This is a genomic window from Streptomyces sp. NPDC100445, from assembly GCF_044759735.1.
In the GTDB taxonomy this organism is placed as follows: Bacteria; Actinomycetota; Actinomycetes; order Streptomycetales; family Streptomycetaceae; genus Streptomyces.
On the sequence record NZ_JBIVZV010000002.1, the window covers coordinates 328,785 to 348,564 of the forward strand.

The 19,780-nt window shown below is 71.7% G+C and carries 20 protein-coding genes; 11 read left to right on the forward strand and 9 right to left on the reverse strand.

Annotation, left to right across the window (positions count from 1 at the left end; translation table 11 throughout):
* Nucleotides 1–6 precede the first annotated feature (6 nt).
* Both ACIQVT_RS06815 and ACIQVT_RS06820 read right to left on the reverse strand, forming a co-directional pair.
* On the reverse strand, nt 7–933 hold the full coding sequence (locus ACIQVT_RS06815) for an ACP S-malonyltransferase (protein ID WP_403748655.1): 927 nt from the start codon (nt 931–933) through the stop codon (nt 7–9).
* Nucleotides 934–1,022: 89 nt separating this feature from the next.
* On the reverse strand, nt 1,023–2,228 hold the full coding sequence (locus ACIQVT_RS06820; protein WP_403748657.1) for a PucR family transcriptional regulator: 1,206 nt from the start codon (nt 2,226–2,228) through the stop codon (nt 1,023–1,025).
* 71 nt (nt 2,229–2,299) lie between these two features.
* On the opposite strand from ACIQVT_RS06820, the gene ACIQVT_RS06825 reads away from it, so the two are divergent.
* Nucleotides 2,300–2,956, forward strand: a complete 657-nt coding sequence (locus tag ACIQVT_RS06825) for a pirin family protein (RefSeq protein ID WP_403748659.1) — start codon at nt 2,300–2,302, stop codon at nt 2,954–2,956.
* 57 nt (nt 2,957–3,013) lie between these two features.
* Here ACIQVT_RS06825 and ACIQVT_RS06830 read toward each other — a convergent pair whose 3' ends face one another.
* Together ACIQVT_RS06830 and ACIQVT_RS06835 are read right to left on the reverse strand one after the other, a co-directional pair.
* The gene (locus ACIQVT_RS06830) at nt 3,014–3,835 is read right to left on the reverse strand and encodes a serine hydrolase domain-containing protein (protein ID WP_403748661.1); all 822 of its coding nucleotides are present in this window, start codon (nt 3,833–3,835) and stop codon (nt 3,014–3,016) included.
* Nucleotides 3,836–3,854: 19 nt separating this feature from the next.
* Nucleotides 3,855–4,331 carry a GNAT family N-acetyltransferase gene (locus tag ACIQVT_RS06835; protein WP_403748663.1) on the reverse strand — a complete coding sequence of 159 codons (477 nt, stop codon included), beginning with the start codon at nt 4,329–4,331 and terminating at the stop codon, nt 3,855–3,857.
* Nucleotides 4,332–4,428: 97 nt separating this feature from the next.
* Between ACIQVT_RS06835 and ACIQVT_RS06840 the strand changes: the two genes are divergently transcribed.
* Together ACIQVT_RS06840 and ACIQVT_RS06845 are read left to right on the forward strand one after the other, a co-directional pair.
* Nucleotides 4,429–4,893 (forward strand): MerR family transcriptional regulator, encoded by a 465-nt coding sequence (locus tag ACIQVT_RS06840; RefSeq protein WP_403748665.1) that lies wholly within the window; start codon nt 4,429–4,431, stop codon nt 4,891–4,893.
* Entirely contained in the window at nt 4,890–5,942 is a 1,053-nt protein-coding gene (locus tag ACIQVT_RS06845) for an aldo/keto reductase (RefSeq protein WP_403748667.1), read from the forward strand. Before ACIQVT_RS06840 ends, ACIQVT_RS06845 begins: the two co-directional genes overlap by 4 nt.
* 202 nt (nt 5,943–6,144) lie before the next feature.
* Here the strand turns inward: ACIQVT_RS06845 and ACIQVT_RS06850 are convergent, their stop codons facing one another.
* From ACIQVT_RS06850 to ACIQVT_RS06860, 3 genes are all read right to left on the reverse strand, one after another.
* Nucleotides 6,145–6,993 (reverse strand): DUF4429 domain-containing protein, encoded by an 849-nt coding sequence (locus tag ACIQVT_RS06850; RefSeq protein WP_403748669.1) that lies wholly within the window; start codon nt 6,991–6,993, stop codon nt 6,145–6,147.
* 66 nt (nt 6,994–7,059) lie between these two features.
* Complete coding sequence (locus tag ACIQVT_RS06855) at nt 7,060–8,277, reverse strand: alpha/beta hydrolase (protein ID WP_403748671.1); 1,218 nt, start codon at nt 8,275–8,277, stop codon at nt 7,060–7,062.
* Between the two features lie 127 nt (nt 8,278–8,404).
* Entirely contained in the window at nt 8,405–9,031 is a 627-nt protein-coding gene (locus ACIQVT_RS06860) for a TetR family transcriptional regulator (protein WP_403748674.1), read from the reverse strand.
* 113 nt (nt 9,032–9,144) lie between these two features.
* On the opposite strand from ACIQVT_RS06860, the gene ACIQVT_RS06865 reads away from it, so the two are divergent.
* Both ACIQVT_RS06865 and ACIQVT_RS06870 read left to right on the forward strand, forming a co-directional pair.
* Nucleotides 9,145–10,761: an MFS transporter gene (locus ACIQVT_RS06865; protein WP_403748677.1), complete on the forward strand. Its 1,617-nt coding sequence runs from the start codon at nt 9,145–9,147 to the stop codon at nt 10,759–10,761.
* Between the two features lie 241 nt (nt 10,762–11,002).
* Complete coding sequence (locus ACIQVT_RS06870; RefSeq protein ID WP_403748679.1) at nt 11,003–11,308, forward strand: small hydrophobic protein; 306 nt, start codon at nt 11,003–11,005, stop codon at nt 11,306–11,308.
* A 54-nt stretch (nt 11,309–11,362) separates the two neighbouring features.
* On the opposite strand, the gene ACIQVT_RS06875 is transcribed toward ACIQVT_RS06870, so the two are convergent.
* Together ACIQVT_RS06875 and aceE are read right to left on the reverse strand one after the other, a co-directional pair.
* Nucleotides 11,363–12,103, reverse strand: coding sequence for a potassium channel family protein (locus ACIQVT_RS06875; RefSeq protein WP_403748681.1), 741 nt, complete (start codon nt 12,101–12,103; stop codon nt 11,363–11,365).
* Nucleotides 12,104–12,179: 76 nt separating this feature from the next.
* Nucleotides 12,180–14,927 (reverse strand): pyruvate dehydrogenase (acetyl-transferring), homodimeric type, encoded by a 2,748-nt coding sequence (aceE, locus tag ACIQVT_RS06880; protein WP_403748683.1) that lies wholly within the window; start codon nt 14,925–14,927, stop codon nt 12,180–12,182.
* Nucleotides 14,928–15,306: 379 nt separating this feature from the next.
* Here aceE and ACIQVT_RS06885 point away from each other — a divergent pair, with 379 nt between their 5' ends.
* The 6 genes from ACIQVT_RS06885 to ACIQVT_RS06910 all read left to right on the forward strand — a co-directional run bounded on the left by ACIQVT_RS06885 (nt 15,307) and on the right by ACIQVT_RS06910 (nt 19,775).
* Complete coding sequence (locus ACIQVT_RS06885; RefSeq protein ID WP_403748685.1) at nt 15,307–15,744, forward strand: DUF3052 domain-containing protein; 438 nt, start codon at nt 15,307–15,309, stop codon at nt 15,742–15,744.
* A 129-nt stretch (nt 15,745–15,873) separates the two neighbouring features.
* Nucleotides 15,874–16,332 carry a peroxiredoxin gene (locus ACIQVT_RS06890; RefSeq protein ID WP_403748687.1) on the forward strand — a complete coding sequence of 153 codons (459 nt, stop codon included), beginning with the start codon at nt 15,874–15,876 and terminating at the stop codon, nt 16,330–16,332.
* Between the two features lie 140 nt (nt 16,333–16,472).
* Complete coding sequence (locus ACIQVT_RS06895) at nt 16,473–17,048, forward strand: TerD family protein (protein ID WP_403748689.1); 576 nt, start codon at nt 16,473–16,475, stop codon at nt 17,046–17,048.
* Between the two features lie 96 nt (nt 17,049–17,144).
* On the forward strand, nt 17,145–17,723 hold the full coding sequence (locus tag ACIQVT_RS06900) for a TerD family protein (protein ID WP_403748692.1): 579 nt from the start codon (nt 17,145–17,147) through the stop codon (nt 17,721–17,723).
* Between the two features lie 76 nt (nt 17,724–17,799).
* Nucleotides 17,800–18,939 carry a DUF475 domain-containing protein gene (locus ACIQVT_RS06905; protein WP_403748694.1) on the forward strand — a complete coding sequence of 380 codons (1,140 nt, stop codon included), beginning with the start codon at nt 17,800–17,802 and terminating at the stop codon, nt 18,937–18,939.
* A gap of 101 nt (nt 18,940–19,040) precedes the next feature.
* Nucleotides 19,041–19,775 (forward strand): Tellurium resistance, encoded by a 735-nt coding sequence (locus ACIQVT_RS06910; protein WP_403748696.1) that lies wholly within the window; start codon nt 19,041–19,043, stop codon nt 19,773–19,775.
* Nucleotides 19,776–19,780: the final 5 nt, after the last annotated feature.

Here is a 19,780-nt window from a genome sequence, read left to right on the forward strand (position 1 = left end):
GGCTCCTTAGACGCCGGCGTGCTCTGCGAGCAGAGCGCGGGCCGCGTCGAGATCGTCGGGGGTCTTCAGGGCCAGCGTCGCCACGCCGGGCAGCGCGCGCTTGGCCAGGCCGGTCAGCGTGCCGCCCGGGCACACCTCGATCAGCGCGGTCACGCCGAGTTCCTTGAACGTCTCCATGCACAGGTCCCACCGCACGGGGTTGGCGACCTGGCCGACCAGCCGCTCCAGCACCTCGGCGCCGTCCGTGACGGTCCGGCCGTCCTTGTTGGAGACGTAGGTGATCCGCGGCTCGGCGGGCGTGAGGTCCGCCGCGGCCTTGGCCAGCGTCTCGACCGCGGGGGCCATGTGACGTGTGTGGAAGGCGCCGGCGACCTTCAGCGGGACGACCTTGCGGACCCCCTCCGGCTTGTCCTCGGCCAGCGCGGCGAGCTGCTCCAGCGTGCCGGCGGCGACGATCTGGCCCGCGCCGTTGATGTTCGCCGGGGTCAGGCCCAGCTTCTCCAGGTGCGGGAGGGTGACCTCGGGGGCGCCGCCCAGCAGGGCCGCCATGCCGGTCTCCGTGACCGCGGCGGCGTCGGCCATCGCCAGACCCCGCGTGCGGACGAGACCGAGGGCGGCCGCGTCGTCCAGGACCCCGGCGAAGACGGCCGCGGTGATCTCACCGACGCTGTGACCCGCGACCGCGCCCGGCGCGATCTCGGACATGTCACCCAGTGCCGCGGCGGACAGGACGCCGGCGGCCACCAGCAGCGGCTGGGCCACCGCGGTGTCCCGGATGGCGTCGGCGTCGGCCTGGGTGCCGTAGTGGACGAGGTCCAGTCCGAGGGCGTCCGACCACGCGGCGACGCGGTCCGCGGCACCGGGGAGGTCGAGCCAGGGGGTCAGGAAGCCGGGCGTCTGGGCGCCCTGGCCGGGAGCGACGAGTACGAGCACTCTCACACTCTCTCTTGGGGACGGGCGCGGCCGCCCGTGGGGACAGGGACGAAGAACACGGAGGGCTTTTGTGGAGCCCCCACAAAACCCTATGCCTGAGCATCACCGTCGGCCAGACGCCCCAGGATGAGCGCGATCCGCAGTGTGAAGGCGGATCGTACATCCGAGGGTGACCAGCCGGTGACGTCTGTCACACGTCGGAGCCGGTAGCGCACGGTGTTCGGGTGAACGAAGAGCATTCTCGCCGCGCCTTCCAGGCTGCTCGCCTGCTCCAGGTACACACTCAGGGTTTCCAGGAGGGCCGAGCCCGCTTCTTCCAGCGGTCTGTAGATCTCCTCCACCAGTTGCTCGCGCGCGCCGGGATCGCCCGCCATGGCGCGCTCGGGCAGCAGATCGTCCGCGAGCACCGGCCGCGGCGCGTCCTGCCAGGCCGAACAGGCCTTCAGGCCGGCGGCGGCGGCCTGCGCGGACCGGGTCGCGGCCAGCAGGTCGGGCACGACCGGTCCGGCGACCACCGGTCCGGCCGCGTACGGCCCGATCAGCGACTTGGCGACGGCGAGCGGGTTGTCGCTGCCGCCGGCGACGACGACCAGCCGGTCCCCGAGCACCCCGGTCAGCACCTGGAGCTTGGCGTGCCGGGCGGCCCGCCGGATCGCCTCGACGGTCAGCTCGCTGTCCCCGTCCGGGGCGGTCCCGAGCACCACGCACACGTGCTCGGGGGAGTTCCAGCCGAGGGCGGCGGCCCGGCTGACGGCCCCCTCGTCGGCCTCCCCGCTGAGCACGGCGTTCACCACCAGCGACTCCAGGCGGGCATCCCAGGCACCGCGTGCCTCGGCGGCCTGGGCGTACACCTGGGCGGTGGCGAAGGCGATCTCGCGGGCGTACACCAGCAGCGCCTCGCGCAGCACGCGTTCGTCGCCGGGCGCCGCCACCTCGTCGATGGCGCTCTCCATCACCTCGATCGTGGTGCGCACCATCTCCACGGTCTGCCGCAGCGTGATGGCCCGGGTCAGCTCGCGCGGCGCGGTCCCGAAGACGTCCGTGGAGATCGCCTGCGGGGCGTCCGGGCGCCGGAACCACTCGGTGAAGGCCGCGATGCCCGCCTGGGCGACGAGCCCGATCCAGGAGCGGTTCTCCGGGGGCATGGCCCGGTACCACGGCAAGGTCTCGTCCATCCGCGCGATGGCCTGCGCGGCGAGGCTGCCGGAGGACTTCTCCAGCCGCCTCAGGGTCGCGGTGTGCGCGTGGACGGCGTGTCCCGCGGGGTCGCTGCGGTGGGTTTCGGGTTCGGGCACGGGGACAAGACTGCCTTATCGGGACGGGCCCCTGCGTAGCCGGGTCGGGGACCGGGTCTACGGTGGTGCCCGTGATCGACGTCCGGCGCGCCGCGGAGCGCTACCGCGGAGGGGACCCGGGGACCGGGACCGACACCCGCCACGCCTTCTCCTTCGGCCCGCACTACGACCCGGACAACCTGCGCTTCGGCGCGCTGATCGCGTGCAACGAGGAGCGGCTCGCCCCCGGCGCCGGCTTCGCCGAGCACCCGCACAGCCACACCGAGATCGTCACCTGGGTGATCGAGGGCGAGCTGACCCACCGGGACTCCGCCGGCCACCGGACGACCGTCCGCCCCGGGGACGTCCAGCACCTGAGCGCGGCGACGGGCGTGCGGCACACCGAGCGCAACGACGGCGCCGTCCCGCTGGTCTTCCTCCAGATGTGGCTGGCCCCCCGGGAGCCGGGCGGCGAGCCCGCCTACCGGACCGTCACGGGCATCGCCGACCCCACCCCGTACGCGGTCCCGGCGGCCGGCGCGGTGCTGCACGTACGGCGCCTGTCGCCCGGGGAGCGGACCGCGGTGCCGGCCGCGCCGCACGTGTACCTGCACGTGGTGCGCGGGGAGCTGCGGCTGGACGGCGCGGAGCTGGGGCCGGGCGACGCGGCCCGCCTCACGGACGCCGGGGACCCGGCGGTGACGGCGCTGACCGCGGCGGAGCTGCTGGTGTGGGAGATGGCGCCGTGACCCGGCCCTCGCACAGACCCTGGCCCCGGCCGGGCGGCCCCGTGCCCGCCCGGGACGTCAGCCGCGTACCTCCGCCAGCACCGCGTCGGTGAACGGCGGCCACGCCTCGGTCGCCCACGGCCCGAACGCCCGGTCCGTCAGGGCGGCCGCCGCCACCTCGGCCTCCGGGTCGATCCACAGGAAGGTGCCGGACTGGCCGAAGTGCCCGAACGTGCGCGGCGAGGACGAACCGCCCGTCCAGTGCGGGGACTTGGAGTCGCGGATCTCGAAGCCCAGCCCCCAGTCGTTGGGGTTCTGGTGGCCGTAGCCGGGTAGGACGCCCTTGCGCCCCGGGTACTGCACGCTCATCGCCTCCGCGACGGTGCGCGGGTCCAGCAGGCGCGGTGCCTGCACCTCGGCCGCGAACCGCAGCAGGTCCGACACCGTCGACACGCCGTCCTTGGCGGGGGAGCCCTCCAGCGACGTGGACGTCATGCCCAGCGGCGCCAGCACGGCCTGCCGCAGATACTCGGCGAACGGGATGTCCGTCGCCCGGGCGATGTGGTCGCCGAGCTGTTCGAACCCGGCGTTGGAGTACAGGCGCCGCTCCCCGGGCGGGGCGGTGACCCGGTGCTCGTCGAAGGCCAGCCCGGAGGTGTGGGCGAGGAGGTGACGGACCGTCGAACCGGGCGGACCGGCGGGCTCGTCCAGCTCGACCGCCCCCTCCTCGTACGCCACGAGCGCCGCGTAGGCAGCCAGCGGCTTGGTGACGGAGGCCAGCGGGAAGCGGTGCCCGACGGGGCCGTGTGTCCCGAGGACGGTCCCGTCGGCACGTACGACACCCGCCGCGGCGGTGGGGACGGGCCAGTTCTCGATCAGTGCCAGGCTCTGCAACGACATGCGCCCGAGCCTATGCGGCTCACAGCGGCAGCCGCATCGACGGGTCGGCGTCACGGGTGAAGCCGAGGGAGGCGTACAGCGGCTCGGCCTCCGGCGCGGCGTTGAGCAGCACGTGCCCGGCGCCCCGGGCCCGGAACCAGGCCAGCAGCTCGGTCATGCACGCCCGCGCGTACCCCCGGCGGCGGGCGTCCGGGTCGGTCGCGACGCTGAAGACGTACCCCACCCGCCCCCGCGGATTGCCCGCCCTGCCGATGCGGTACTCCACGGTGCCCGCCACCAGTGCGGCCAGCGCCCCCGGCCGCCCGGCGCGGTCCACGACGAACGCCGCGAAGTCCCCGTCCTCCTCGCCGAGCCGCTCCCGCAGCGTCGGCAGCGACTCCGCGTGCCAGTCGGACCCACCCGAATCCCCGTCGCCCCACAGGGAGTCGATCATCAGCTGGCGCAGTCGCAGCACTTCGGCGGCGTCCTCGGGCCGGGCCCGGCGTACGGAACTCATGATCCGCACGCTAGCCATCCGGCCGCGACCGCGTCGCGCGGATTTCTCCCCGGCCCCGCTTGCCTGGAGTGCACTCCAAGGCCATAGCGTGGGGGTCATGACGGTGACGCAGACCACCCCGGCCGCCGCCGGGCCCGCCACCCCCGCCGACATCTGTTCCGCCCCGCCCCCGAGCCATCCCCGGCCCGACGGCCAGGACCGCTACACGATCAGCGAGGTCGTCGCCCGCACCGGCCTGACCGCGCACACCCTGCGCTGGTACGAGCGGATCGGGCTGATGCCGCACGTCGACCGCTCGCACACCGGCCAGCGCCGCTACACCAACCGCGACCTGGACTGGCTGGACTTCGTGACCAAGCTGCGGCTGACCGGCATGCCGGTGGCCGACATGGTCCGGTACGCAGAACTGGTGCGCGCGGGCGAGAGCACGTACGCGGAGCGCCGGGGACTGCTGGAGGCCACCCGCCGGGACGTGCTCGGCCGGATCGCCGAACTGCGGGACACGCTCGCCGTGCTCGACCGCAAGATCGGTTTCTACGCCACGGAAGGGACCACCCGATGACCGACACCGGTACGACCCGCACCGACACCGGTACCGCCGACGCCGGGATCGCCACGGTACGGCTCGGCGCGCGGGGCCCGGTGACCGGCGTCCAGGGGCTGGGCTGCATGGGCATGAGCGCCGCCTACGGACCCACCGACGCAGGCCGGGCCCGGGCCACGCTGGAGCGGGCCCTCGAACTGGGCGTCACCCTCTACGACACCGCCGACTTCTACGGCTCCGGCGAGAACGAGCGCTTCCTCGCCCCGTTCTTCGCGGCCCACCGGGACGAGGTGGTCGTCGCCACCAAGTTCGCCCTGTCCCAGCACCCGGACGACCCGGCGAAGCGGATCATCCGCAACGACCCGCCCTACATCCGGCAGGCCGTCGAGGCGAGCCTGCGGCGGCTCGGCGTCGACGTGATCGACCTCTACTACATGCACCGCCGTGACGTGACGGTCCCCATCGAGGAGACCGTCGGCGTGATGGCGGACCTGGTCCGGGAGGGCAAGGTCAAGCACCTCGGGCTCAGCGAGGTCACCGCCGGTGAGCTGCGCGCCGCGCACGCCGTGCACCCCGTCGCGGCCGTGCAGTCGGAGTGGTCCCTGTTCAGCCGGGACATCGAGGCCCGGGTGGTGCCGGCCGCGCGGGAGCTGGGGGTCGCCCTCGTGCCGTACTCCCCGCTCGGCCGCGGCTTCCTCACCGGCGCCTTCGCCGACGCCGCCCGGGACCTCACGGCCGACGACTTCCGCCGCCGCATGCCCCGCTACCACGGGGACAACGCGGCGGCCAACGCGGCCCTGCTGGCGCCGGTCCGCGCGATCGCCGGCGCCCACGACGCCACCCCCGGCCAGATCGCCCTGGCCTGGATCCAGCAGCGGGCGGTGGTCGACGGGCTGACCGTGGTCCCGATCCCGGGCACCCGCAGTCCGGAGCGGGTGGCGGAGAACGCCGCGGCGACACGGATCACCCTGACCGACGCGGAACTGGCCCGGCTGGAGCCGCTCGCCGCCGAGGTGGCCGGCGACCGGTTCCCGGACATGACCTTCACCTCCGCGGGCCGGGAGTAGCGCCGGGCCGGAGGCGGCCGGGACCTCGCCGGGCAGGCGACCGGGGAGGCGGCGAGGGATGCGGGAGAACGGGCGGGCACGCGGGCGCCGGTGTCGGCCGCACCCGGCGGACGGCGCCGGCCACGGGGTGCTCGGCCCGGCGCGGACCGCACCCGGCCGACGGGGCCGGCCGCGAAGAGGCGGGCCCCCGCCCGCCGGACCGCTACAGCTCGGCGAGCAGCTCGGCCTTCTTCACGGAGAACTCCTCGTCGGTGATCAGCCCCGCCCGGTGCAGCTCCCCGAGGTGCCGGATCCGCTCGGCGACGCCGGCGGGGTCGCGCCGGGACACGGCCGGCGCCACCGGTGTCGGCCCGCGGGAGCGCACCGCCGCGAGGACCGCCGCGGCGAACGGCAGCGACTCGTGCACCGGGCCGTACCCGAGGCCGAACACCACCGACGCCGGGTCCTGGTCCGGCTGCGGGGGCCGGCCGGCGTCCTGGTCGCGCGTCAGCAGCCGCAGGTGCCCCTCGAAGACCTCCGGCGACCGCCACTCCACCCCGCTCAGCCCGGTCACCGGGAAACTCTGGTCGCCGGCCTTCCACTTCGCCGAGGACGCTCCCGTCCACGACCAGCGGAACTGCACGGACGTCCCGTCGAAGGACGCCTTCCCGTCGTACGCCTTGAACTGGAGCGGCGCCTCGGGCGCCGCCACCAGGTACCGGTCGGCGGGACCGGGCCCGGCCAGCAGGCCCCGCAGTTCGTCGGCGTAGTACTCCGCGAGGGTCTCCCGTTCGGCCGGCAGCACCAGCCGGTAGGGGTCGGAGCCCTCCTTCAGCTGGCCGTCGGCCGCCTCCATCAGCGGATCGGCGCCGGGGCGTGGCCGCAGCCGCAGGACGACGGTGCCGCGTCTGCCGGGGGCGAGGGTCACCTCCTCGACCGCGGCCAGTGGTATCCGGCGCTCGCCGAGCGCCTGGAACAGCTTCGGTGTCCGTATCCCCCGTTCGTAGCGGATGAGCACGGAGTCGGACTCGAACCCCCATACGGCATGAAAACCCGCCAGTACGTCACCCATGCGGCTCATCGTATGCGGCACGTGCTCCTCCGTCGCCCTCCGCGCAGACCGCACTTCCTGCTGTCTCTACGCGCGTCCGGCCGTCGTCGTGCCGGACAGACCGGACCGGCACGCGTCGTTCTCCCGCGCGCAGGTCACCCCGTCGTACGCGCCCACGCCGATGTCGGCGAGGTTGCGCAGGCTGTCCGTGCCGGGCTGGAAGTAACCGCTGTGGCCCTGCGCGTCACGTGCCGAGAGCACCCGCGCCCCGAACCCCGCGGACACCGGGTCGGCGCCGTGGCCGAGGCCGCCCAGCTCCAGGTAGGGCACGTCCCGCACCCAGTCGGTGGCGTCCCGCATGGCCCACACCCGGGCCGTCGTGCCGAGGTGGCCGGCCTCGGCGACCCGCATGCCGGGGCTCGCGGCCACGGCTATGTCGGCCACCCTCCCGGGCATGCCGTGCGCGGCGACCCCGCAGACGACCGAGCCGTAGCTGTGGCAGAACATCGACACCGGGGCCCGGCCGGGCAGCGCGCGCAGCAGCGCGTTCAGCCGTACGGCGCCCTCCTCGGCCCGCAGACCGGTGGCCGCGTCCACGCCCAGCCCGTCGGGGGCGGTGTAGTCGGCCCAGGCGATCACCGCCGTACCCGTGGTGGGGCTCGCCTCCCGCTCGGCCGCGTACAGGGCCTCGGCCATGCCGACCGGGGCGCTGTACCTGCGGTACGTCCGCTGGAAGGTGAGCAGGTCGGTGTCGACGCCGGGGACGACGACCGAGATCCGCCGGGCCCGGTCGAGGTCGCCGAACACCTCGGCGACCCGGCCCGAGCCCTCGGGGTCGAAGGCCAGGATGTGCCGGGCGGGGTCGAGCAGGGACGTGTAGCGCTGCATCCGCTCGCCGGCGTCCTGCTGGCCGGCCGTGCTGAGCCGGCTGTCGTGCATCCGCTTGCGCTCCACCCCGCGGGCCTGCTCCAGCGCGACGCGGTTGGCGCGGTAGCGCAGCGCGACGGGGGCGCCGTTCATGTTGCCGACCGCCAGCGGGTAGCGGCGGGCGAGGCGGTCGCGCTCGCGCGGGGTGAGCGAGGCGAAGAAGCGGCCGAGGCGCGCCGGGCCGATCCCGGGGTCCGGGAGGCGGTGGCCGTGGACGCTGCCGTGATCCCAGCCGGAGAGCGAGGCCTGGAGCGCCGTCGACTCCCGGTGGCTGCGCATGGCGGTCCAGCCGGTGGTCGCCAGCATCACGAACACCACGGCGAGCGCGGGCAGGGCACGCCAGACGTTCAATTTCGGGGAGGAGTCGAAGGAAGTCACTGGGAGGACACACTAGGAGAACGGGAGGGTCTCGCGGTAACCGAGTGACGCGGATCACGTGCCCCGGCACGTTTCAGCGGGGGCCGGGCGCCACCGGGGGTGTGCCGCCGGTCACCGGCCGGGGGCGTCAGTCGGCGCGCCAGTTCCCGGTGAGCGCCGAGCCGAGCTGGTCGAGGTAGGACGCGGTGAGCGTGCGGATCGATTCCAGGCCCAGTTCCTCGCCGGCGGACCACCGCCGTTCGGAGACGCGGATCACGCCGCCGAACACGGCAACCGCCAGCCGGGGCCGTGGATCGGTGTCCACGTCGACGCCCTCCCGCTCGGCCAGCACGCGGGCGATGGTCTCCTCCGTCGCCGCCGACCGGCGCAGGTGGGCGGCGAGCAGCGCGGGCGTGGAGTCGATCGTGCGGTACATGCGCAGGTACAGCTCGACCGGGACGGCCGCCTCGACCGTGTCGCGGATCCCGTCCCAGCCCTCCAGGAAGGCCTGCCGCAGGGCCTGCATCGGCGCCTCGTGCGGCGGCCGCGCCCGGACGGCGGCGACGAAGGCCGCCTCCGTCGTCCTGGTGACCGCGAAGGCCACGTCCTCCTTGCCGGCGAAGTAGCGGAAGAAGGTGCGCTGCGAGACGTCGACGGCCTCGGCGATCTCGTCGACGGTCGTCTGCTCGTACCCCTGCGTGGTGAACAGTTCGAGGGCGGCCCGCAGGAGCGCTTCCCGGGTGCGCCGCTTCTTGAGTTCGCGCAGCGTCTCCATGGCCCTCCCTCCCGTGCACGTCCGGCCTGCTCAGCCTATCCGGCGGCCGAATGTCAGTAACCGTCTTGTGATTCCGTTTGTCAACTGTCAGTCGCTGTCACTAGTCTCAGGATATGACTAGTCAGACCGCCATCGACCCGACAGGACCGGGGGACAAGGCGCCCGCTCCGTCGGGACCGTCCCCGGCCCCGGGCCTGCGTGGCCACCCGTGGCTCACCCTCATCACCGTCGCCGTCGGGGTCATGATGGTGGCCCTGGACGGCACCATCGTGGCCATCGCCAACCCGGCCATCCGCGACGACCTGCACGCCTCCTTCTCAGACGTGCAGTGGATCACCAACTCCTACTTCCTCGCCCTCGCGGTCACCCTGATCACCGCGGGCAAGCTCGGCGACCGCTTCGGCCACCGGCAGACCTTCCTCATCGGGGTCACCGGCTTCGCCGCCGCCTCCGGCGCCATCGGGCTCTCCGGCAGCATCGCCGCGGTCGTCACCTTCCGGGTGTTCCAGGGACTGTTCGGCGCGCTGCTGATGCCGGCCGCGCTCGGCGTGCTGCGGGCCACCTTCCCGGCCGAGCGGCTCAACATGGCCATCGGCGTGTGGGGCATGGTGATCGGCGCCTCCACGGCGGGCGGCCCCATCCTCGGCGGCGTCCTCGTCGAGCACGTCAACTGGCAGTCGGTGTTCTTCATCAACGTGCCCGTCGGCGCCCTCGCCCTGCTTCTCGGCTCCCTGATCCTGCTCGACCACCGTGCCGAGAACGCCCCGCGCTCCTTCGACGTCCTCGGCATCGGCCTGCTGTCCGGCGCGATGTTCTGCCTGGTCTGGGCGCTCATCAAGGCCCCGGCGTGGGGCTGGGGCGCCGGCCGCACCTGGCTGTTCATCGCCGCCTCCGTGCTGCTGTTCGCCCTCTTCTCCTTCTGGGAGACGCGCGTCGCGGAGCCGCTGATCCCGCTGCGTCTGTTCCGTTCGGTGCCGCTCTCGGCGGGCGTGGTGCTCATGGTGCTGATGGCCATCGCGTTCATGGGCGGCCTGTTCTTCGTGACCTTCTACCTCCAGAACGTCCACGGGATGAGCCCCGTCGACGCCGGTCTGCACCTGCTGCCGCTGACCGGCATGATGATCGTCGGTTCCCCGCTGGCCGGTGCCGCGATCACCCGGATCGGCCCGCGCGTCCCGCTGGCGGGCGGCATGGCCGTCACCGCGATCGCCCTGTACGGCATGTCCTCGCTCGAGGTCGACACCGGCAGCGCGTTGATGTCGCTCTGGTTCGCCATGCTCGGCCTCGGGCTCGCGCCCGTCATGGTCGGCGCCACCGAGGTCATCGTCGGCAACGCCCCCATGGAGCTGTCCGGCGTGGCCGGCGGTCTCCAGCAGGCGGCCATGCAGATCGGCAGCAGCCTCGGTACGGCGGTGCTCGGTGCCGTGATGGCCTCCAAGGTCGACAGCGACCTGCCGGGCAACTGGGCGGACGCCGGCCTGCCGAAGCTGACACCCGGGCAGCTCGACCAGGCGTCCGAGGCGGTGCAGGTCGGTGTGGCCCCGGTGACCAAGGGCATGCCCGAGCCGCTCGTCGCCAAGATCACCTCCGTCGCCCACGAGACCTTCATCTCCGGCATGGGGCTCGCTTCCCTGGTCGCGGCCGGCGTGGCGGCGGCCGCCGTCCTGGTCGCGCTGCTCACCAAGCGGGGGGCGAACGCGGAGGCGGGCGCGGGCGTGGGTCACATCTGAGCCACCTTCACCCACCCGTTTCTCCGACGGAGTTCCCCCATCAGGGTGACCGCGCCGAAGATCGCTCGCTCCCGGCGCGCGCCGCAGGTCACAGTGGGTCAGGTCCTCCGCAAGGGCTGGGGGGACGACCGGACCGCGGCGCGCGCTGCCGGAGGGGGGCGGCGCGCGCGGGTCTGCCGGGACGGAACCGGGGTACCCGCCCACCGAAGCCGAACTGTCCAGCCGACCCAGGGAGTTGATGATGGCGGGCTTCGGGCAAGGAACGCGCGGGTACCCCCGGTCCCGCGGCCGGACGTGGCAGCGGACCGGGCCGGACCGCGCGACGCTCGGGATCATCGGAACCATCTGCGCGGTGGCCGGATTCTTCGCACTGGGCATCGTGCTCGGCCCCGTCGCGATGTTCTGCGGCTGGCAGTCGATGGGCCGCACCTGGTCCAACGACCGCAACGTGCCGGCGCTGGTGGCCCTGATCCTGGGCGCGATCGACACACTGCTCGCCGTCATCGCCCTGGCCGGCGCGGCGACCTGGGGCCCCGGCCTGCTGTGACCGGCGGCGCGGCCCCGCGCCGCGCCGGGCCGGCGGCCGGAGCCCGGCGTCGCGTCAGCGGTGCTGCCGCTGCTCCGCGACCAGCCGGGCCACCTCCGCCCGCAGCAGCCGCACCTCCTCGGTCAGGGAGGCGATCGCCTCCGTCTGCCGCCGCTCCTCCACGTCGTCCTTCTCGAAGCGCGAGATGAACCACGCGGCGATGTTCGCGGTGACCACACCGAGCAGCGCGATGCCGGACAGCATCAGCCCGACGGCGATCATCCGGCCGAGCCCCGTGGTCGGCGCGTGGTCCCCGTACCCCACGGTCGTCATGGTCGTGAAGGACCACCACACGGCGTCGCCGAGCGTCAGGATGTTCCCGTGCGGCGACTCCCGCTCCACGGAGAGCACCGCCAGCGAGCCGAACATCAGCAGCCCGACCACGGCCCCGACGACATAGGTGGTCAGCCGGATCTGCGGGGCCATCCGTGCCCGCCGGCCCACCAGCAGCAGCGTGGACACCAGGCGCAGCAGCCGCAGCGGCTGGAGCATCGGCAGGACCACCGCGCACAGGTCGGGCCAGTGGCGCCGCACGAACTCCCGGCGCCGGGAGGTGAGCGCCAGCCGCATCAGGTAGTCGACGGCGAACGCGCCCCAGACCACCCACTCCACCACCGTGCACGCGGCGGTCAGGGAGCGGCCGGCGGACGCGTCCACGATCGGCACCGCGTAGGCGACGGTGAAGGCGAGCGCGAACGCCAGCAGCGGCCGCTGGGTGTGCCGCTCCCACCGCGCCTGCGCCGACTGTTGTTCCATGAACGTATAGTAAAGAAAACGTAAGGTCGGTGGAGTGTCGACTCCACCGCCCTCCCGTCGTCCGGGACCGCTCAGGTCACGCGTCGCCGCCCGCCGCGCCCGGGTCCGCCGCCGAGACGTCCAGCAGCTGGTACCGGTCGATGGCCTGCTTCAGCGCGGACCGGTCCACCTTGCCCTCGCGCGCCAGCTCGGTCAGCACCGCCAGCACGATCGACTGGGCGTCGATGTGGAAGAAGCGGCGCGCGGCCCCCCGGGTGTCGGCGAAGCCGAAGCCGTCCGCGCCGAGGGACTGGTAGGTGCCCGGCACCCACCGGGCGATCTGATCCGGCACCGACCGCATCCAGTCGGACACGGCGACGAACGGCCCCTCCGCCGCGCCCAGCTTGCGCGTCACGTACGGCACCCGCTGCTCCTCCTCGGGGTGCAGCAGGTTGTGCCGCTCGCACTCCACGGCCTCCCGGCGCAGCTCGTTCCAGGAGGTCGCGGACCACACGTCCGCCCTGACGTCCCACTCCTCGGCGAGGATCCGCTGGGCCTCCAGCGCCCACGGCACCGCGACACCGGACGCCATGATCTGCGCCGGGACGGAGCCGCCGGTGCCCTCGGCGATCCGGTGAACGCCCTTCACGATGCCCTCGACGTCCACGCCGGCGGGCTCGGCCGGGTGCTGGATGGGCTCGTTGTAGACGGTCAGGTAGTAGAAGACGTCCTCGCCGTGCGGGTGCTCGGGCGAGCCGCCGTACATCCGGCGCAGGCCGTCCTGCACGATGTGCGCGATCTCGTAGGCGTACGCCGGGTCGTAGGCCACGCACGCCGGGTTGGTCGAGGCGAGCAGCTGCGAGTGGCCGTCGGCGTGCTGGAGACCCTCACCGGTCAGGGTCGTACGACCGGCGGTCGCGCCCAGCACGAATCCGCGCGCCAGCTGGTCGGCCATCTGCCAGAACTGGTCGCCGGTGCGCTGGAAACCGAACATCGAGTAGAAGACGTAGACCGGGATCAGCGGTTCGCCGTGCGTGGCGTACGCCGAGCCGGCCGCGATCAGCGACGCCGTACAGCCCGCCTCGGAGATGCCGTCGTGCAGCATCTGACCGGTCGGCGACTCCTTGTAGGCCAGGAGCAGCTCGCGGTCCACCGCCTCGTACTGCTGGCCGAGCGGATTGTAGATCTTCGCACTCGGGAAGAACGAGTCCATGCCGAACGTACGGTACTCGTCCGGGGCGATCAGCACGAACCGCTTGCCGATCTCCTTGTCCCGCATGAGGTCCTTGAGGAGGCGCACGAAGGCCATCGTCGTCGCGATGGACTGCTGGCCGGTGCCCTTCTTCACCGTCGCGTACGTCTTGTCGTCCGGCAGCGGCAGCGGCTGGGAACGCACGACGCGGGTGGGGACGTAACCGCCGAGCGACCGGCGGCGGTCGTGCATGTACTCGATCTCCTCCGTGTCCCGGCCCGGGTGGTAGTACGGCGGCAGGCCGGACTCCAGCTCCTTGTCGGAGATCGGCAGGTGCAGGCGGTCCCGGAAGCGCTTGAGGTCGTCGACCGTCAGCTTCTTCATCTGGTGGGTGGCGTTGCGGCCCTCGAAGTTCGGGCCCAGCGTCCAGCCCTTGACCGTCTTGGCGAGGATGACCGTCGGCTGGCCCCGGTGCTCCTTGGCCGCCTTGAACGCCGCGTAGATCTTGCGGTGGTCGTGGCCGCCCCGGCCCAGGTGCAGGATCTGGTCGTCGGTCATGTTCTCGACCATCGCGCGCAGCCGGTGGTCGTCGCCGAAGAAGTGGTCGCGGATGTAGGCGCCGGACTCGGTGGCGTACGTCTGGAACTGCCCGTCCGGGGTGCGGTTCATCTTGTTGACGAGGATGCCGTCCCGGTCCTGCGCGAGCAGCGGGTCCCAGGTGCGGTCCCAGATCAGCTTGATCACGTTCCAGCCGGCGCCCCGGAAGACCGACTCCAGCTCCTGGATGATCTTGCCGTTGCCGCGCACCGGGCCGTCGAGACGCTGGAGGTTGCAGTTGACGACGAAGGTCAGGTTGTCCAGGCCCTCGCGCGCGGCGATGGTCAGCTGGCCGAGCGACTCCGGCTCGTCCATCTCGCCGTCGCCGAGGAACGCCCACACGTGCGAGCGGGAGGTGTCGGCGATGCCGCGCGCCTCCATGTAGCGGTTCATCCGCGCCTGGTAGATCGCCCCGAGCGGGCCGAGCCCCATGGAGACCGTCGGGAACTCCCAGAAGTCCGGCATGGAGCGCGGGTGGGGGTAGCTGGAGAGGCCGACCGGGTGCTTGGACTTCTCCTGGCGGAAGCCGTCCAGCTGCTCCTCGGTGAGCCGGTCGAGCAGGTACGCGCGGGCGTAGATGCCGGGGGAGGCGTGGCCCTGGAAGAAGACCTGGTCGCCGCCGTCGCCCTCGTCCTTGCCGCGGAAGAAGTGGTTGAAGCCGACGTCGTACAGGGAGGCGGAGGAGGCGAACGTGGCGATGTGGCCGCCGACGCCGATGCCCGGGCGCTGGGCGCGGGACACCATGACGGCCGCGTTCCAGCGGGTCGCGTTCAGGATCCGGCGCTCGATCTCCTCGTTGCCGGGGAAGAACGGCTCGCTCTTGGTGGGGATGGTGTTGACGTAGTCCGTGCTGCGCATCTCGGGCACGGCCACGCGCTTCTCGCGCGCGCGCTCGATCAGCCGGAGCATGAGGTAGCGGGCCCGCTCCCGGCCGCGCTCGTCGACGGCGGCGTCCAGGGAGTCGAGCCACTCCTGGGTCTCTTCGGGATCGAAGTCAGGAACCTGACTCGGAAGGCCGCCAATGATGATCGGATTACGATCGGATCCGGAAGCCACGCTGTTCCTTACCTATGAGAGGGCCAGTTCTGCGCCTGCCTACACCGTCCCCATCGTGTACCTCGGGGAGGTGTACGTCATCCGCACCGGTCAAAACGCAACGATACGCCCGGGGTGTGACGCGCTTGGCAAAGTCGTTCGAGTGACGTGTCTGCGGATGATTCCGAACCGTGCAAACGGGGCACATCGGTGTGAGGTGGGTTACGTGGAATCGGGATACGGTGCCAGAAGTTGCGGCGACCCGGCCGGGATCGTCACCGTTTCGGCGGTCCCGACGGCCGGGTACTTGCGCGATCCGCCCCGCCCGTGTGGACTACGGCCAATGCTTCGCGCACGCGCGTGGCTGAGATATTCCCAAGACATGATCAGGAGGCACCCCGTGAGCGCGACCGCGGACCACGCGGAGGAGCGGACGAACCCTGCCGGCAGGCTGGGGTTCCAGCCCGGGCAGGTGGTCCAGGAGATCGGCTACGACGACGACGTCGATCAGGAGCTCCGCGAGGCCATCGAGGAAGCCATCGAGGGCGACCTCATGGACGAGGACTACGACGACGTGGCCGACGCCGTTGTGCTGTGGTTCCGTGATGACGACGGCGACCTGACGGATGCGCTGGTGGATGCCACCACGTACATCGAAGAGGGCGGCACCATCCTGCTCCTCACGCCGAAGACCGGCCGTTCGGGGTACGTGGAGCCGAGCGACATCCAGGACGCCGCGACGACGGCCGGCCTGACCGCCGCCAAGAGCGTCAGTGTCGGCAAGGACTGGAGCGGCAGCCGCCTGGCGACGCCGAAGGCGGCCAAGTCCAAGAAGTGACCGCTTCGTCACCACCGGACGGGCCGGGAACGCCCGGCCCGTCCGTACCCCCCGGGGATCGCTGCGTAGGGTGGACCACGGCGTTTGCTGTGCCCTCCCCCCGACAGCCCACCGAAGGGATGCACGACGATGGCGATCCAGGTCGGAGACAAGGCCCTCGACTTCGAACTGAAGGACAACCACGGCCGGACCGTGCGGCTCTCGGAGTTCCACGGCGAGAAGAACGTGGTCCTCCTCTTCTATCCCTTCGCCTTCACCGGCGTGTGCACCGGCGAGCTGTGCGAGCTGCGCGACAACCTGCCGCAGTTCTCGGACCGCGACACCCAGCTGCTCGCCGTCTCCAACGACTCCATCCACACCCTGCGCGTCTTCGCCGAGCAGGAGGGCTTCGAGTACCCGCTGCTGAGCGACTTCTGGCCGCACGGCGAGGTCTCGCGCGCCTACGGCGTCCTCGACGAGGAGAAGGGATGCGCCGTTAGGGGCACCTTCATCATCGACAAGGAGGGCATCGTGCGGTGGACCGTGGTCAACGGCCTGCCGGACGCCCGTGACCTGCGCGAATACGTCGAGGCGCTCGACGCCCTCTGAGCCGTCCGGCGGTGTCGAACCGCTGATTTCCCATGCTCAAGGTCTGCGGTGGGCGGGAACCCGTCACTAGGATCGGCACGTTGATCCCATATCCGAAGACACGACGGGGCCCCCGCCCCCGAACACCACATGGAGGACCCGTGGGAGTCAGCCTCAGCAAGGGCGGCAACGTATCCCTGACGAAGGAGGCCCCGGGCCTGACCGCCGTCATCGTCGGTCTGGGCTGGGACGTGCGCACCACGACCGGCACGGACTTCGACCTCGACGCCAGCGCGCTGCTGCTGAACAACTCCGGCAAGGTCGCGAGCGACCAGCACTTCGTCTTCTTCAACAACCTCAAGAGCCCCGACGGGTCCGTCGAGCACACCGGCGACAACCTCACCGGTGAGGGCGAGGGCGACGACGAACAGGTCAAGGTCGACCTGGCCGGTGTCCCGGCCGACGTCGAGAGGATCGTCTTCCCGGTGTCCATCTACGACGCCGAGAACCGCCAGCAGTCCTTCGGTCAGGTCCGCAACGCCTTCATCCGCGTCGTCAACCAGGCCAACCAGCAGGAGATCGCCCGCTACGACCTGAGCGAGGACGCCTCCACCGAGACCGCCATGGTCTTCGGCGAGCTGTACCGCAACGGCGCGGAGTGGAAGTTCCGCGCCATCGGCCAGGGCTACGCCTCGGGCCTGCGCGGCATCGCCCAGGACTTCGGCGTCAACGTCTGACACCGACCCGCTCCAGCCCCGGCGCCGCACCGTTCGACGGGCGGCGCCGGACGCGCGGCACCACCAGGCAAGCACCACCAGGGGAGGACCAGCATCATGGGCGTCACGCTCGCCAAGGGAGGCAACGTCTCCCTCTCCAAGGCCGCACCGAACCTCACCAACGTCCTGATCGGGCTCGGCTGGGACGCGCGTTCCACCACCGGCGCCCCCTTCGACCTGGACGCCAGCGCGCTGCTGTGCGACGGCACCGACCGGGTCCTGGGCGACGAGTACTTCGTCTTCTACAACCAGCTGACCAGCCCCGAGGGCTCGGTGGAGCACACCGGGGACAACCTCACCGGTGAGGGCGAGGGCGACGACGAGTCGGTCCTGGTCGACCTCGCCAAGGTCCCGGCCCGGTGCGAGAAGATCGTCTTCCCGGTCTCCATCCACCTGGCGGACGAGCGCGGCCAGACCTTCGGCCAGGTCTCCAACGCCTTCATCCGCGTCGTCAACCAGGCCGACGGCCAGGAACTGGCCCGGTACGACCTGAGTGAGGACGCCTCCACCGAGACCGCCATGATCTTCGGCGAGCTCTACCGGTACCAGGGCGAGTGGAAGTTCCGAGCCGTCGGACAGGGGTACGCGTCGGGCCTCCGGGGTATCGCTCTAGACTTCGGAGTCAACGTTTCGTAAAGCCGCGTACGGCACGGGGGAGACCCTCCCCCAGACACCGTCTGGGAGGGCCCCCGGACAGATGATGGGGTAGCCAGTGCTTCTGAAAACCTTCGGCTGGTCGTTCGCGATCACCGCGCTCGGCCTGGTCGCCGCGGTGTTCTACGGAGGGTGGACGGCCTTCGGTATCGTGGCGATCCTCGCCGTCCTGGAGATCTCGCTCTCCTTCGACAACGCGGTGGTCAACGCCGGGATCCTGAAGAAGATGAGCGCCTTCTGGCAGAAGATCTTCCTCACGGTCGGCGTCCTCATCGCGGTCTTCGGCATGCGGCTGGTGTTCCCCGTCGTCATCGTGGCGATCACCGCCAAGATGGGCCCGCTCCAGGCCGTCGACCTGGCGCTCAACGACAAGGACCGCTACCAGCAGCTGGTCACCGACGCGCACCCGGCGATCGCGGCCTTCGGCGGCATGTTCCTGCTGATGATCTTCCTCGACTTCATCTTCGAGGACCGGGACATCCAGTGGCTGCGCTGGATCGAGCGGCCCTTGGCCAAGCTCGGCAAGGTCGACATGCTGGCGGTCTGCATCTCCCTCGTCGTCCTGCTGATCACCTCCTTCACCTTCGCCACCCACGCCCACCAGCACGGCGGCGCCCACGTCGACAAGGCCCAGACGGTCCTCATCGCCGGCATCGCGGGCCTGATCACCTACATGGTCGTCGGCGGTCTCTCCGGCTTCTTCGAGGACCGGCTGGAGGCGGAGGAGGAACGCGAGCACGAGGCGGACGAGGAGGCGGCCCGCTCCGGCAAGCAGCGCTCGGCCGTCGTCCTGGCCGGCCAGGCCGCGTTCTTCATGTTCCTCTACCTGGAGGTCCTGGACGCGTCGTTCTCCTTCGACGGCGTGATCGGCGCCTTCGCCATCACCAACGACATCGTCCTGATGGCCCTCGGCCTCGGCATCGGCGCGATGTACGTCCGGTCGCTGACCGTGTACCTGGTCCGCCAGGGCACCCTCGACGACTACGTCTACCTCGAGCACGGCGCCCACTACGCCATCGGCGCCCTCGCCGTCATCCTCATGGTGACCATCCGGTACGAGATCAACGAGGTCATCACCGGTCTCGTCGGCGTCGTCCTGATCGCCTGGTCGTTCTGGTCCTCCGTGCGCCGCAACCGCGCGCTGGCCGCGGCCGGCGAGGGCACCGGCGACAAGGCCGAGGTCCCGTCCGGGGTGTGACACCCTCGCCGGTGAGGGAACGCTTCGATCGGGGCGGCCGACGCGGTCGGCCGCCCCGACGGCGTCCGGACGGACGGGCACGCGAGCACCTGGGGGCGGGAATGGGATTCTTCGACGGACTGCTGGGCGGGCGCGCCGCCGACTTCGACTCGGGCAACGCGACCAACGCCATCGAACTCACCAGACGGCACCAGGCGGTGTCCCTCACCAAGCAGGACGCGGCCACCGGGCACCTGCGCGTCAACCTCACCTGGCGGATGCGCACCTCCGACTTCGACGGGGGCCGGCGCCCCAGCCTGCTGCGGCACCCCCTGCGGGCGCTGAAGCCGCCGGAGATCCTCGGCCACGGCCAGAGCATGGTCGACGTGGACCTCGACCTGGGCTGCCTGTACGAGCTGACCGACGGCACCAAGGGGGTCGTCCAGCCCCTCGGCGGCTACCTCGGCGACGTCAACGCCCCGCCGTACATCAAGCTCAGCGGCGACGACCGGTTCGGCTCGGGTTCCGGCGAGACGATGTACGTCAACCTCGACCACCGGGACGCCATCAAGCGGCTGCTGGTCTTCGTCTACATCTACGACCGGACGCCCGCCTTCGACCGCACCCACGCGATCGTCACCCTCTACCCGAGCAACGGCCCCCGCATCGAGATAGGCCTGGACGAACGCCACCCGCAGGCCCGCTCCTGCGCCGTGGTCATGATCGAGAACGTCAAGGGCGAACTCGTCGTCCGCCGGGAGGTCAAGTTCGTCTACGGCTTCCAGGGCGAACTGGACCGCCTGTACGGGTGGGGACTCCAGTGGGGCCGCGGCTACAAGACCAAGGTCGACCGCTAGCCGCG